The sequence below is a fragment of the Rhizobium sp. AG207R genome (assembly GCF_027109195.1).
In the GTDB taxonomy this organism is placed as follows: Bacteria; Pseudomonadota; Alphaproteobacteria; order Rhizobiales; family Rhizobiaceae; genus Rhizobium; species Rhizobium dioscoreae.
The window spans coordinates 296,190-310,502 of sequence record NZ_JAEPVT010000001.1 but is presented as its reverse complement, the minus strand read 5'-3'; the positions used below and the strand labels follow the sequence as shown (position 1 = coordinate 310,502).

Genomic DNA, 14,313 nt, shown 5'->3' with positions numbered 1-14,313 from the left:
AAGATCAGCCATGAATAGTCTCGCAGCCGCGGCCAACGGGCAGAAACTGACTTATATCGACGCCGATCCCTATCCTTGGCCCTATAACGGCGCCCTCGGACCGGACAACACAGCGCTCATCATTATCGACATGCAGACGGATTTCTGCGGTAGGGGCGGCTATGTCGATCACATGGGCTACGACCTTTCGCTGGTTCAGGCGCCGATCGAGCCGATCAAGGCCGTCCTGGCTGCCATGCGTACAAAGGGCTATCACATAATCCACACGCGGGAGGGTCATCGGCCTGACCTCGCCGACTTGCCGGCTAACAAGCGATGGCGCTCGCAACGCATCGGCGCCGGCATCGGCGACAGCGGCCCCTGCGGCCGTATCCTCGTGCGTGGAGAAGCCGGTTGGGACATCATTCCCGAGCTTTATCCGATCGAAGGCGAGGCAATCATCGACAAGCCGGGCAAAGGCTCCTTCTGCGCGACCGACCTTGAGCTGATTCTCAACCAGAAGCGCATCGAAAACATCATCCTGACCGGGATTACGACCGACGTCTGCGTCTCAACCACCATGCGCGAGGCGAATGACCGGGGCTTCGAATGCCTGTTGCTCGAGGATTGCTGCGGCGCGACCGATTACGGAAATCACCTTGCCGCCATCAAGATGGTGAAGATGCAGGGCGGCGTTTTCGGTTCGGTCTCCAATTCCCAGGCCTTGATCGAGGCATTGCCCTGATGCCTTCACTACGCGCCCATGTCTATCGCGTCGCCGCCCAAGGGCCGGACGATACCTCCGGCGTCGAATCGCTTCTTGCTGACGGCCTGGCGGCCAAGAATGTCGTGGCTATACTCGGTAAGACCGAGGGCAATGGCTGCGTTAACGACTTCAGCCGCGGCTTTGCTACCCGCAGCTTCGAAACACTCTTTCGACATCACGGCGCCGATGGCGTCTTGTTCGTCATGTCCGGGGGGACGGAGGGGGCGCTCTCGCCGCACTGGACGGTGTTCGCCCGAGACGTGGTCGATGCGCCGGCCGAACGCGCGCTGGCGATCGGGGTCGCGCGCACGCCTTCGCTGCCATCCCAACATCTCGGGCGGCGCGAACAGGTTCTGCTTGTGGCCGAAGCTGTGCGTGTAGCGATGCGTGACGCCGGCATCGACGACCCAAGCGACGTCCATTTCGTCCAGATCAAATGCCCGCTCCTCACGCTCAGCCGCATCAGCGCGGCTGAGGCCGAGGGAAAGACACTCGCCACCCGAGACACATTGAAATCGATGGGCCTGTCGCGCGGCGCATCGGCGCTCGGCGTGGCGGTCGCGCTCGGCGAGGTCGACGAAGGAGCGCTCCGAGACACCGACATCTGTCACAACCATGAACTCTTCTCGCGCCGCGCCTCCGCCTCGGCCGGCGTTGAATTGACGGATCACGAAATCATCGTGCTCGGCATGAGCGATCGATGGTCGGGGCCACTGGCGATCGACCACGCGGTGATGCGTGATGCCGTCGATGTAGCCCCAGTGCGCGAGGCATACGAGCGCCTGCCGGCCAAAAGCCGCCTCGCTGCCGTTCTCGCCAAGGCCGAACCGGATCCCATCGGAAAGATTCGTGGCAAGCGTCATACGATGCTGGACGATTCCGATATCTCAGGCACGCGCCATGCGCGCGCCTTCGTTGGCGGCGTGCTCGCCGGCCTCTTCGGCATCACGGATCTCTACGTCTCCCGCGGCGCCGAACATCAAGGGCCTCCCGGCGGCGGTCCCGTCGCCATCATTGTCGAGAAGGAGCACTGAGGTGAGCATAATTCGCGATACCCCTCTTCCCCAAGCCGGCAAGGCGGTCGGCATCGAGACGCACGACATGACCATGCGTTTCGGTAGCTTCACAGCACTGGACCAGGTATCCGTGAGTATTCCCGCAGGTAGCTTCCACGCGCTGCTCGGTGAAAACGGCGCGGGGAAATCGACGCTCGTCAAATGCATCATGGGTTTCTATCACCAGACCTCAGGTTCCCTGTCCGTGGACGGCCACGAGGTGGCGGTCGCCTCGCCCAAGGATGCCGCCACCTACGGCCTCGGCATGGTTTACCAGCATTTTACGCTGGTGCCGTCGCTGACCGGTGCCGAAAACCTCGTCATCAGCCGCGCCGAAGTACCCGCTATCATCAACTGGGCAAGAGAGCGTAAGGCGCTTGCCGCCTTCATGGAACGGATGCCCTTCAGGATCCCGCTCGACCGGCGGGTCAGCGAGCTTGCCGCCGGCGAAAAGCAGAAGCTCGAAATCGTCAAGCAGCTTTATCTCGGCCGCAGCTTCCTCGTGCTTGACGAACCAACCTCCGTGCTGACGCCGGCGGAGGCAGATGAGATGCTCGGCCTGGTGAGGGGCATGACCGAACGCGGCGAGCTGACCGTTTTGATGATCAGCCACAAATTCCATGAGGTGACGAAATTCGCCGATGCGGTCTCGATCCTGCGGCGTGGCAAGCTTGTCGGTGGCGGCAAGGTCGGCGAACTCTCAACGGCGGACATGGCGGCGATGATGATCGGCGACATCAAGCTTGCCGAACTCGACACGCGCGTTCCTGTCACTGATACGGCCAAGCCGGTATTGCAGGTGGACCAGGTCAGGGCGCCCGACCGCTCCGGCCTGAAGACGATCGAGATCGACAAGCTGACGGTGCGTTCCGGCGAGATTGTCGGCATCGCTGGCATTTCCGGCAATGGCCAGAAAGAACTCACGGAAATTCTCGCCGGGCAGCGGCCAACCGAGACCGGAGCGATCAGCGTCAACGGCGAGATCTATGGTGCGACGCGGCCGGAGACACGAAAGAACAACGTCCGCTTCATTCCGGAAGAGCCGCTGCAGAATGCCTGTGCGCCGCGCATGACCGTCAGCGAGAATCTCGCTTTCCGCACCTTCGACCTGACGGAGACCGGCACCGAGGCGATCTGGCTAAACAGAAGCCGAATGAAGAAGCGTGCGACATCGCTGATTTCCGACTTCAAGGTGAAGACGGCATCATCGGCCTCGCCGATCGCGGCCCTTTCCGGCGGCAATGTTCAGCGTGCCGTGCTGGCACGGGAGCTGACGGGCGACGTCGATCTGTTGATCGTCTCCAATCCCTGCTTCGGCCTCGATTTTTCTGCCGTCGCCGAAATCCGTGCCCGTATCATGCGTGCCCGCAACGCCGGGGCGGCTGTGCTGCTTTTGTCGGAGGATCTCGACGAACTTCTGGAAATGTCGGATCGCATCATGGTGATCTCCGAAGGCAGGCTCGTCTACGAAACACCGGCGCCGACCGCCGATATCTCGGTGATTGGCGCTCATATGGCGGGACATCACGGATGACCGACATCAGGGCTCAACCGTTTCCCTTCGCGCTGCGACGCGAGGCCGTGGCATTGATCGTCATCGACATGCAGCGCGATTTTGCCGAGCCCGGCGGCTTCGGCGCCAGTCTCGGCAACGATGTCAGCCGCATCACGAAGATCATCCCCGACGTGAAGCGGCTGATTGCGGGCTTCCGCTCAGCGGGCCTGCCCGTCATCCACACGATGGAGTGCCACAGACCTGACCTTTCCGACCTGCCACCCGCCAAACGCGACCGCGGCAATCCCTCGCTCAGGATCGGCGATCTAGGACCGATGGGCCGCATCCTGATTGCCGGCGAGCCTGGCACGGCAATTCTTCCCGAACTCGCCCCCATCGACGGCGAGATCGTCATCGAAAAACCTGGCAAGGGCGCCTTTTACGCCACCGGACTCGGCGACATCCTGAAGCGTAAGGGTATCAAGCAGCTCGTCTTCGCCGGTGTCACCACGGAGGTCTGTGTCCAGACCACCATGCGCGAGGCCAACGACCGCGGCTATGAATGCCTGCTAGCCGAAGAAGCAACCGAAAGCTATTTCCCCGAATTCAAGTCTGCCGCGATCGCGATGATCCAGGCGCAGGGCGCCATCGTTGGCTGGACGGCGCATGTCGACGACATTCTGGAGACCATCAACAATGCCTGAAACGACACGCGAACTGCTGACGACGGGTGGCTGGAAGGAACTGACTTTCGGTCCGTTTCGGGATGGCGTCACGATCCATTGGATTCAGCATTTCGAGGGCGACCAGCCAGGCGTCGCCCTACTGAAATACGAGGTCGGCGCGTTCGTGCCCCGCCACCGGCATGAGGGGCTGGAGACCATTCTCGTGCTCGAAGGCGTGCAATCGGATGAGGCCGGCGACTATGCCAAGGGCTCCTACATTGTCAATGCCGCCGGGACCGAGCATTCGGTGTGGAGCGATACAGGCTGCGTCGTCCTGATCCAGTGGGATCGGCCCGTGACAATATTGGAAGAGAAAACGGCGTGACACACCTAGATCTACCCGCCACTATCGAAGCTGGAGATTATTCACTTTCAATCCAGCCGCTTCGAATGGGTTTGCATCGCGAGTAGATCATCGGTTCCGCAGGTGCCTTCTCGCGACCTTTCCGCGATGTGTCAACGTCTCGGTTGGAGAGCGCGGCGTCGCGGCCGATAGCCGCTGGTAAAGAGGCAAGCGTAAAGCGTTCAAGGGGACGAACAGCTGCCTCAATAACATCACGGATCCCGGTCTCGGTGCTTCGGCCATGACGAGCACGATGAGATGTCCGTTCTGGACCGCGTCGCTGGAAAGGATCCGAACCAAAGACCCTTTATCGCTCCGTTCTCACGCCATTGATCTTATTGGCATTACGCGTGCATGCAGGAGTTAGCGGCCGATATCTTGAAGACTTCGCGCGGTATGCAGGTGTCAAGGCGTCGCTATCTTGCGTCGGAAAAGGTTACGAGGGTCATGACATCGGAATGTCTCGACCCTCGCTGGGAGACGCTTAGCTGCCCTTGCGATCCGCAAGCTGCGGAACGAACATATCACTCCACTTGGTAGGCATGGTCTTGATCAAGCCGGCACGGTGCATAAAATCGGCGAAATTCATGATCCCGTTTGGGGTCGTATCGAACTTCGCGTCCTTGTCCTCGATCATCTCCTGCGCATCCGCGGGCTCCACCTTAACCTTGGAGCTCTTGGCGAAGATTTCCGCTGCCCGCTTCTTGTCCTTGGCGATCAGTCCGTTGGCTTCATCGAGTGCATCGATGAAGGCCTGCGTCATCTTGGGGTTGGCATCGACGAACTTCTTCGGTGCGAAGGTGACGTCAAGAGTGATGTTGCCGAGATAATCGGTCGAACTCAGCACCCGGTGAACATTGGGCGATTTGGCTTCGACGTACTGGAACGGCGGGGACGTGAAATGGGCGTTGATTTCGGTTTTTCCGCTCACGAGCGCCGCCAAAGCTTCGGGATGAGGAAGGCTGACCGTGAGGGGGTCAAGTTTCGCGTAGTTCTCTTCGCCGAACTCCTTCGCGACAATCATCTGCAGCACGACGGCGGAAAGCGATGTTTTGATGCCGGGAAGTGCAATCTTGTCGCTGCTCTTGAAGTCTTTGAGCGACTTGATCTCGGGATTGTTCGTGTTGAGCCACAGCGAAGTGGAGCTCATGCCCGAGACGCCAACGACTTCAACGTTGGGGATTCCCTTTGCCTTGGACCACAGAGTCACGAAGCCCGGAGCACCCGTTCCGGCAAAATCCAAGGTACCGGCCATCATTGCGTCGTTGATGACGTTGCCGCCATCAAGCGACAGCCAGGAAACCTTGACGTCGCCAAGACCGGCTTCCCTTGCATGCTTCTCAAGAAGCTTCTGATCTTCCATGACGATCAAGGGCAGATAGAGAATGCCGAAGCCCTTGGAAATCCTGACTTCGTTGACCTCCGCATGCGCGGCGGTCCCAAGCATGCCAGCTGCAAAAAGACCTAAGAATGCCTGTTTCAGTTTCACGTATTCCTCCTCCTTGTGAACATGAACTCTTTGCTTGAAGGTTAGTGTTGCATGCCCCAGCGGCGAACCGTCTTGCGCTCGATGGCTGCAAAAATGATGTTTTCCACGAAAAGGCCGATCAGGATGACGGTGAACAAGCCAGCGAACACATTCGCCGTTTCAAGCTGATTGCGGTTTTCATAAATGAACCAGCCAAGCCCACCCGAGCCGGACGACACACCAAAAACCAGTTCTGCTGCGATCAAGGTGCGCCAGGCAAACGCCCAACCGACCTTCAAGCCCGTCAAAATGGCGGGAAAGGCCGCGGGAATAAGGATGAGTCTTACAAGCTTGAGGCGCTTGAGGTGGTAGTTCTGACCAACCATCTTGAGTGTGGGAGAGACCGAGCGGAAGCCGGCATGGGTGTTGAGTGCGATTGCCCACAGAACTGAGTGAACCAGAACGAAGATGACACTGCCAGAACCAAGGCCGAACCAGATAAGTGCCAGTGGTAGAAGTGCAATCGCCGGAAGCGGATTGAACATCGAGGTCAATGTCTCGAGCAGGTCCGCACCCAGCCGTGATCCAATCGCAAGCGTGGTCAGCAGCGAGGCGAGAACGATACCGATCCCGTAACCGATGACCAGCGTCCTGAGCGATACGATCATACGATCGGGAATAACGCCATTGACGATATTGGCAACAAAGGCTTCAACCGTCTGCCCGAATGTCGGGAAGAGCAGAGGGTTGGCTAGCCAACGGCCATAAATCTCCCATATGAGGGCCAGAACCAAGAGAATGAAGGCTTTCCGCAGAAAACCGACGCGATAGACGCGTTCGAACGCACTCACAGATTTTGCTACAATCGGAGCGTTGCCGGAATTCACGTCGTTTATTGCTTCGGGTCTGAAGGTAAAAAGATCGGTCATTTTGCTCACCCCGTCAGTGTGATGCGAACAGCATGTCATTGATGCGGCTCTCGAGCTCCGCCTGTCTGGCAGTCCCGAGTTGATCCGGCGCGATGCTATTGAGCTCGGCCTTGACTTGGCCAGGATGGGGCGACAGCAACAGAATGCGTGTGCCGACGCGGATTGCTTCTTCAATCGAGTGAGTGACAAATAGAACGGTGAATTTGGTATCGTCCCACAGACGCAGTAGCTCGTCCTGCATCTTGCGGCGCGTCAGCGCATCGAGAGCCGCGAAAGGCTCGTCCATGAGAAGGACATCGGGCTCCATGGCCATTCCGCGCGCAATTGCCACGCGCTGCTTCATGCCGCCTGAAAGCATATGCGGGTAGCTGTTCATGAACTTCGCCAGCCCCACCTTTTCGATGTAGGATTCGGCCCGCTCACGCGCTTGCGCACCCGAAAGGCGACCCGATGCGGTGAGCGCGAACATGACGTTCTCGATAACGGTCTTCCACGGAAGCAGTTGATCGAACTCCTGAAAAACCATCATGCGATCTGGACCAGGCTCGGCAACCAAGCGGTCCTTGATCGTGATTTTACCTTCCGCCACGGGGAGATAGCCACCGATCGCCTTCAACAGAGTGGATTTTCCGCAACCCGACGGGCCAAGAAGAATGAAACGGTCGGAATTATGCACATCGAAGCTCACACGGCGGGTCGCGGTGATCAATGCATCAGGTGTTTTATATTGTATCGTGACGCCTTCAACGCGCAGCAAAGGTGCCGGCGCCCCGCCAATGGATAGCGTGTCCATCAATCCTCCCGAAATATGGTTTGCAACTCCTCTAGTGCGATTTGGACGTTAGCAAGCTATTCTGACTCTTATCTGACTCAAGCAGCCGGGAGGCGTGGGAGCGTGCGGGTTTTAATCGTGGAGGATACGGAAGACATTGCGAAAGCGATATCTATCCGTTTGGAAAATGCGGGCCATGCAGTGGATCTGGAAGCAGATGGAGCCAATGCCATCGATCTGCTGAATGTTCAGGCCTACGATCTGGTTATTCTCGACCTAACATTACCTGGCCGCGACGGGCTCGAGGTTCTGCGCAGCATTCGCGCCCGCCGCGTGAAAACGCCGGTTCTCGTGTTGACGGCGCGCTCGGAAGTCAACGAGAAGATCAGCGCTCTCGATCTGGGTGCCGATGACTATTTGACCAAACCGTTCGACTATGGGGAACTGGAAGCAAGAGCGAGAGCCTTGATGAGACGCAACGACGGGCTGCCGGATAATCGCATTTCTTTCGGCGCTCTTGTGGTGGACCGCAAGGCACGAGTGGCAGCAGTCGATGGCCAGCCGCTCAGTCTCACGCGAAGGGAGTTGACCGTTCTTGAAATACTCGCGTCAAGACCGGAGAGAATTTTTTCCAAGGAAGAATTGGTCGATCAGCTTTTCAATTTCGATCAGGATCCAAGCTCCAACGCCGTCGAGCAATTCGTCGCCAGGATAAGGCGAAAGCTCGTTGGCTCTTCCGTGGAGATCCGAACGTTGCGGGGCCTCGGGTATCAAATTGCTTCTACGTGAATTCAGTCGATCGATCAGGGTCAGGATACTTGGGCTTGTTGCGGGTGTTCTTGCCGGTGGTGCTATCATTTTAGGCTGCATGGCGTCCTACGCTGCCAATACCGCGGCACGAGAGGCCTATGACCGGCTCCTTGGAAGCGGTGCGGTCCAATTTGCTGAAAACGTCTTCGTGCAAGGCGGCGTCGTAACGTTGGACCCTCCAGCCTCGACCATCTCAGGCCTCGCCGCCTACGATCTTGTCTTCTATCGCGTCGTCGACCCACGCGGTATCGTCGTTGCCGGAAGTGAGGATCTTTCCCCGACGGCGCCGCCTCGGCAGACGCAGAAGGAGTTGGTTTTCGAGAATGGCGTCTATGCGGATCAGCCCGTGCGCATGGCCACTATTTCGAGAAAAATCGAAAATCCCGCCGTTACCGGCTGGGCGGAGATCACGGTCGCACAGACGATACATGCGCGTATCGCCCTCGCCCGTAGCCTGACATACCAAGCGCTCGGTGTGATCGGCGTGATGTTCTTGCTTGCCGTGGCGGCGACTACGCTCTCGCTGCGATTTGCCCTGAAGCCGCTCATACAGATCGAGCACGAAATCCAGTCGCGCGATCCTGACGATCTGTCGCCAATTCATGCCGAGCCTCCGGTCGAGATACGCAACCTCGTCCAGTCCATCGACGGATTCATGCGCCGACTGTCCGAGCGCATCGCGATGTTCCAGAGGTTCATCGGCGATGCCGCACATCAGATGCGCACGCCGCTCGCTGCACTCGACGCTCAGGTCGAGATGCTTTCACATGCGAAATCCGGTGCTGCAATTAAGGATTCAATCTCACGGATCAGAGACAGGAACAACGAGCTGGGGCGTCTCACGGGGCAATTGCTCGACCATGCCATGGTCCTCCACCGCATCGATTCAGCCCGACTCGAACCGGTGAATATCAACGAGTTTGTCAAGCTCGTAATGTCGAAAGCGGTGCCACTTTCGATGTCGAGGGAGATCGACATCAGCTTCAAACCTGCCACCCAAGATATCGTTCTTTCCGTTGATCCAATCAGCCTTCGGGAGGCAATCTCCAACCTCATCAACAATGCCTTGGCTCACGGAGCAAGCTCCAAGTTGGAAGTGGAAGTGAAACCTCTTCCAACGGGAGTCAGCATCATCATCCGTGACGACGGAGATGGTTTCGATACCGATCCACAATCGCTGCTTGCTCCGTTCGAAAAAGGGCCTAGGTCCCGTGGTTCGGGACTGGGCTTGACAATTGCATCAGAGGTCGCGAAAGCGCACCACGGCTCACTGCTTTTTCAGCGAGAGGATGATTTCACCGTTGTCCAACTAATTTTGCCGATGTCGCTCTGATGCTGAGGCGGTGTCGTCCATGACTATCCGAGCCGTCTCGTGCTCCCGGTCATAGCCAACGCTTTTCCGGCAGCGAGGTCTTTGGCGGAGCTGTCGACCATCGATTGTGCGTAGGCAAGGCACTACATTTTTCGCTTCACTGATCCTCAGTCAGGCAGTTGAAAAACATTACAATGTTGCCTGATACCAGCGCCCATGCATCGACGTCCATGGCGTTTTAGAGATTATCGCCGGCACCAGTAGCAGATTTCCCATGACCCTGAACCTCGAGATGCTTGCAGCCATCGGAGGAGAGAGCGCTATTTGGTAAGGTCGGCAATACGATTGAGCGCGCCGGCAAGGCCCTTCAGGGAGACGGCCAGGGTCAGCGGTTGGGCGGGGCTGGCGGCGGAAACGGTAACGTTGAGGGCTTTGCCGGTCCTGAGCTTTGCAATCGTGTCTGCTTCGAAGGTCAGCGGCACGAGGCAGCCTTGCGGCAGGCAGGTCGAGAACGGCAGAGTATTGCCGAGAGGGGCATCGTCGACCTTCAATTGAGCACCCTGGGGCAGTGCCAGTCCGAGCGGCAGCACCAGCGTACCCCGGAACTTACCGTCCGTTGCCTTGCCGATCTCGACTGCCAGGACGGTCTGCTTCGTCTGATTGCTGGTTTGGATCTGACGGGCGAGGCAGGATGGAGTATTGGCCTGCATCTGGCATACGACGCCCCAATCGTCGTAGGTCTCGACCAGCGAGCTGGCCCCGCCCGGCAGCGGAGCGGCGGTGGCGATACCGCCGACGAGAGCGAGCATTGCCGCCAGCACTGAAGCCTTCGGCAAATAGCGGGATGACGTCATTAGAACAGGTTCCTTTCATATGGTTGGGGTCCGGCCGTGCGTGACGGTTCAGTCCGCCGGACGGCCAACGTCCGGCGGATTGTATGTCGTAGCTACGGCGTCGCCTGGCCCGGAAGCGAAACGCAGCCGTTGCCATTGTTGAGGCAGACGAACGTGCCCTCGAAGCGTGGATCGGTGATCACATCGTGGCCACCATCCGCGGTTTCCGTGCCGTCGGAGACCGGCGGGATCGGCGCAAAGCGGCCGGCATCGAAGCTCGGCATCATGGAGCTTGCCTGTGTGCCCGGTTCGGGGTTAGCGGCCTTTTCCACGGTCAGCACGCCTGGAACGAAGTCCATGCGATAATTGGCGGACGCCAGAAGCGTGCCCTGGGTGATCGCATAGGCACCCGGCTCACTGAGACGGGTTGCAGGCGTGGCAAGCCCTCCCGAAAGCCTGTCGCCGTTGACCAGGCCCGCCCCCATGACGGTATAGGTCAGTGCTGGATTGGCGAGGCCATAGCGTCGGCTGAGAGAGTCGGCCGCAACCGTAATGGCACGCTGGTTCACCGTGAGGTCTGCGCCCATGTAGCTGATCGCGTAATTGACGTTGGCCAGCGACCCTTGCGTGATCGCGTAGGCGCCGACATCGGAATATTGCCCCGCCGTGGTCGAAAGCGAACCGGAGAGCGTGTCGCCATTCAGCAGGCCTGCCGCAGCATAGGTCAGCGTCGGATTGGCATCACCATAGGTCTTCGATTTCGCCTCCGCCGTCACCGTGATCGCGCGTCGGTTCACGTTCAGGTTGGCTCCGACATAGGTCAGAGCGTAATTGCTTGATGCCGAGAACGAGCCGGTGATGGCGTAGCTGCCGACGTTGGAATACTGCCCCGCTGTGGTCGAAAGTGATCCGGACAGCATGTCGCCATTGACCAGGCCCGCTCCTCCGACGGTGTAGGTCAGCGCCGGGTTGGCATCGCCATAGGTCTTCGACAGCGTATCCGCCGTGACCGTGAGCGCGCGTCGGTTCACGCTCAGATTGGCTCCAACATAGGTCAGCGCGTAATTGCTTGACGCCGAGAAGGAGCCGGTGATGGCGTAGCTGCCGACATCGGCATATTGCCCCGCCGTGGTCGCGAGTGATCCGGACAGCGTGTCACCATTGAGCAGACCCGTCGCGGTATAGGTCAGCATCGGATTGGCATCGCCATAGATCTTCGACAGCGCGTCCGCCGTCACTGTCAGCGCACGCGGGGTGACTGTCAGATTGGCACCCGTATAGCTTATGGCGTAGTTTGCATTGGCCAGTGTACCCTGGGCAATCGCATAGGCGCCGACGTCGGAATATTGCCCTGCTGATGTCGAAAGCGAGCCGGAGAGCGTGTCGTTGTTGACCAGGCCCGAGGTCGTGTAGGTCAGCGCCGGGTTTGCATCGCCATAGATCTTCGACTTCGCATCCGCCGTTACCGTCATCACCCGCGGAGTGACCGTCAGATTAGCCGCATTATAGGTGATCGCGTAATTGGCATTGCCAAGGCTGCCGAGAGTGATCCCGTAGCCGCCCACATTCGAATACTGCCCCGCCGAAGTCGATAGCGAACCGGAGAGCGTGTCGTTATTCACGAGGCCCGAGGTCGTGTAGGTCAGCGCCGGGTTTGCGTCGCCATAGATCTTCGACTTGCCATCCGCCGTCACCGTTATCGCACGCGGAGTGACCGTCAGGTCGGCCCCAGTAAAGCTGATGTCGTAGTTCGAGTTAGCAAGCGTCCCGAGCGTGATGCCATAGTTGCCGATCCCCGACGCCGTCGTCGCGGAGGTGACCAACGCCCCTGAGAGCGTATCGCCCGCGACGAGGCCGCTCCCACCGACGGTATAGGTGAAGCCCGGATTGGCATCGCCATAGGTACGGTGTGCGCCGTCGGCCGTGACCGTGATAGCGCGCTTGGCAATATCGGCAAGTGTCGTGGCCGTGTTGGAAGCCAGCGTATAGTTGCCGGCATCCGCGCCGCCGAACGACAGTCCGGAGATAGTGACCGTCTTGCCAGTGCCGGCATTCTTGTCGGAAAAGGCGCCGCTGAAGCCATTGCCCAGCGTAAGCGTGTCGCCGGACACCATGCCGTTGAAGACAGCGCCCGCTGTGTTCAAAGTCGCGTCCGTCGTACCGTCATAGATCTTGCCGTTGGCGGTGATCCCGCCGATCGATGAGATCATAGCCCTGGCGATATCGACCGTGTCCGTGCCGCCCGCCAGCGTGTAGTTCGAGGCAAGGCCGCCATTCGTGCCATCGGCCAGAGTCAGTGACGCAAGCGTCACGCCCTTGCCCGAGGCGGCATTCTTGTCGGACATGGTGCCGGTGCCGGACAGCGTCAGCGTTTCGCCGCCGACCAGGTTCGACAGCGTGAAGATCGAGGCATCGAGATCCGTCGAACCGTTATAGGTGCGGCTGCCCGAGAGGTTGACGACACGCTGGCCGATATCGGCCGTGGTCGTCGCCGTATCGGAGGCAAGCGTATAGTTGCCGACATCCGTGCCGCCGAGCGTCAGGCCGGAGATATTGACCGTCCTGCCGGTGCCGGCATTCTTGTTGGCGAAGGCGCCGTTGAAGGTTGCAACCGTCAGCGCGTCGCCGGCGACCATGCCGGTGAAACCCGCACCCGCGGTGTTCAGCGCCACATTGGTCGTGCCGTCATAGGTCTTGTTGCCGGCGGTGATGCCGGTGATCGCAGAGATCGTCGCCTTGGTGATGTTGGCCGTGGCCGTCGCCGTATTGGAGGTAAGCGTATAGTTGCCGGCGTCTGTGCCGCCGAGCGAAAGCGAGGAGATGCTGACCGTCTTGCCGGTGCCGACATTCTTGTCGGCGAAGGCGCCGGTGCCGCCGCTGACCGTCAGACTATCTCCGGCGATCATACCGTTAAAGACGGCGCCCGACGTGTTCAACGCCGCATTGGTCGTGCCGTCATAGGTTCTATTGATTGCCGTGATGCCGGTGATGTCGGAGATCGTCGCCTTGGTGATGTTGGCCGTCGCCGTCGCCGTATTGGAGGTAAGCGTATAGTTGCCGGCGTCTGTGCCGCCGAGCAAAAGCGAGGAGATGCTGACCGTCTTGCCGGTGCCGACGTTCTTGTCGGCGAAGGCGCCGGTGCCGCCGCTGACCGTCAGACTATCTCCGGCGATCATGCCGTTAAAGACGGCACCCGCCGTGTTCAGGACGGCAGTCGTGTTGCCATTATAGGTCTTGTTGTTCGCCGTGATGCCAGTGATCGCAGAGATTGTCGCCTTGGCGATATCGGCCGTGGTCGTCGCCGTATCGGAGGCAAGCGTATAGTTGCCGACATCCGTGCCGCCGAGCGTCAGGCCGGAGATATTGACCGTCCTGCCGGTGCCGGCATTCTTGTTGGCGAAGGCGCCGTTGAAGGTTGCAACCGTCAGCGCGTCGCCGGCGACCATGCCGGTGAAACCCGCACCCGCGGTGTTCAGCGCCACATTGGTCGTGCCGTCATAGGTCTTGTTGCCGGCGGTGATGCCGGTGATCGCAGAGATCGTCGCCTTGGTGATGTTGGCCGTGGCCGTCGCCGTATTGGAGGTAAGCGTATAGTTGCCGGCGTCTGTGCCGCCGAGCGAAAGCGAGGAGATGCTGACCGTCTTGCCGGTGCCGACATTCTTGTCGGCGAAGGCGCCGGTGCCGCCGCTGACCGTCAGACTATCTCCGGCGATCATACCGTTAAAGACGGCGCCCGACGTGTTCAACGCCGCATTGGTCGTGCCGTCATAGGTTCTATTGATTGCCGTGATGCCGGTGATGTCGGAGATCGTCGCCTTGGTGATGT

12 protein-coding genes are annotated in these 14,313 nt (G+C 59.5%); 7 read left to right on the top strand and 5 right to left on the bottom strand.

Going from position 1 to position 14,313, the window contains the following annotated elements; translation table 11 throughout:
• The first annotated feature begins 10 nt into the window (after positions 1-10).
• From biuH to JJQ51_RS01280, 5 genes are read left to right on the top strand one after another with little or no spacing between them, the layout of a single operon-like run.
• Positions 11-724 (top strand): biuret amidohydrolase, encoded by a 714-nt coding sequence (gene biuH / locus JJQ51_RS01300; protein ID WP_145636645.1) that lies wholly within the window; start codon positions 11-13, stop codon positions 722-724.
• Entirely contained in the window at positions 724-1,779 is a 1,056-nt protein-coding gene (locus tag JJQ51_RS01295; RefSeq protein ID WP_269244165.1) for a ring-opening amidohydrolase, read from the top strand. The genes biuH and JJQ51_RS01295 overlap by 1 nt, the downstream gene beginning before the upstream one ends.
• A 1-nt stretch (position 1,780) precedes the next feature.
• On the top strand, positions 1,781-3,334 hold the full coding sequence (locus JJQ51_RS01290) for an ABC transporter ATP-binding protein (protein ID WP_269244164.1): 1,554 nt from the start codon (positions 1,781-1,783) through the stop codon (positions 3,332-3,334).
• Positions 3,331-3,999, top strand: a complete 669-nt coding sequence (locus JJQ51_RS01285) for a cysteine hydrolase family protein (RefSeq protein WP_145322972.1) — start codon at positions 3,331-3,333, stop codon at positions 3,997-3,999. The genes JJQ51_RS01290 and JJQ51_RS01285 overlap by 4 nt, the downstream gene beginning before the upstream one ends.
• Positions 3,992-4,345, top strand: coding sequence for a cupin domain-containing protein (locus JJQ51_RS01280; RefSeq protein WP_269244163.1), 354 nt, complete (start codon positions 3,992-3,994; stop codon positions 4,343-4,345). Before JJQ51_RS01285 ends, JJQ51_RS01280 begins: the two co-directional genes overlap by 8 nt.
• Positions 4,346-4,847: 502 nt before the next feature.
• Here the strand turns inward: JJQ51_RS01280 and JJQ51_RS01270 are convergent.
• From JJQ51_RS01270 to JJQ51_RS01260, 3 genes are all read right to left on the bottom strand, one after another.
• Positions 4,848-5,810, bottom strand: coding sequence for an ABC transporter substrate-binding protein (locus JJQ51_RS01270; protein WP_269244353.1), 963 nt, complete (start codon positions 5,808-5,810; stop codon positions 4,848-4,850).
• A gap of 83 nt (positions 5,811-5,893) precedes the next feature.
• Positions 5,894-6,760 (bottom strand): ABC transporter permease, encoded by an 867-nt coding sequence (locus JJQ51_RS01265; RefSeq protein ID WP_269244162.1) that lies wholly within the window; start codon positions 6,758-6,760, stop codon positions 5,894-5,896.
• A 13-nt stretch (positions 6,761-6,773) separates the two neighbouring features.
• Positions 6,774-7,553 carry an ABC transporter ATP-binding protein gene (locus JJQ51_RS01260; protein ID WP_269244161.1) on the bottom strand — a complete coding sequence of 260 codons (780 nt, stop codon included), beginning with the start codon at positions 7,551-7,553 and terminating at the stop codon, positions 6,774-6,776.
• A gap of 102 nt (positions 7,554-7,655) precedes the next feature.
• Between JJQ51_RS01260 and JJQ51_RS01255 the strand changes: the two genes are divergently transcribed.
• Positions 7,656-8,321: a response regulator transcription factor gene (locus tag JJQ51_RS01255; RefSeq protein ID WP_269244352.1), complete on the top strand. Its 666-nt coding sequence runs from the start codon at positions 7,656-7,658 to the stop codon at positions 8,319-8,321.
• On the top strand, positions 8,260-9,675 hold the full coding sequence (locus JJQ51_RS01250) for a sensor histidine kinase (RefSeq protein ID WP_269244160.1): 1,416 nt from the start codon (positions 8,260-8,262) through the stop codon (positions 9,673-9,675). The genes JJQ51_RS01255 and JJQ51_RS01250 overlap by 62 nt, the downstream gene beginning before the upstream one ends.
• 299 nt (positions 9,676-9,974) lie before the next feature.
• On the opposite strand, the gene JJQ51_RS01245 is transcribed toward JJQ51_RS01250, so the two are convergent.
• Both JJQ51_RS01245 and JJQ51_RS01240 read right to left on the bottom strand, forming a co-directional pair.
• Positions 9,975-10,463 carry an invasion associated locus B family protein gene (locus JJQ51_RS01245; protein WP_269244351.1) on the bottom strand — a complete coding sequence of 163 codons (489 nt, stop codon included), beginning with the start codon at positions 10,461-10,463 and terminating at the stop codon, positions 9,975-9,977.
• Between the two features lie 137 nt (positions 10,464-10,600).
• The coding region (locus JJQ51_RS01240; RefSeq protein ID WP_269244159.1) for a beta strand repeat-containing protein at positions 10,601-14,313 on the bottom strand (3,713 nt) is incomplete at its 5' end.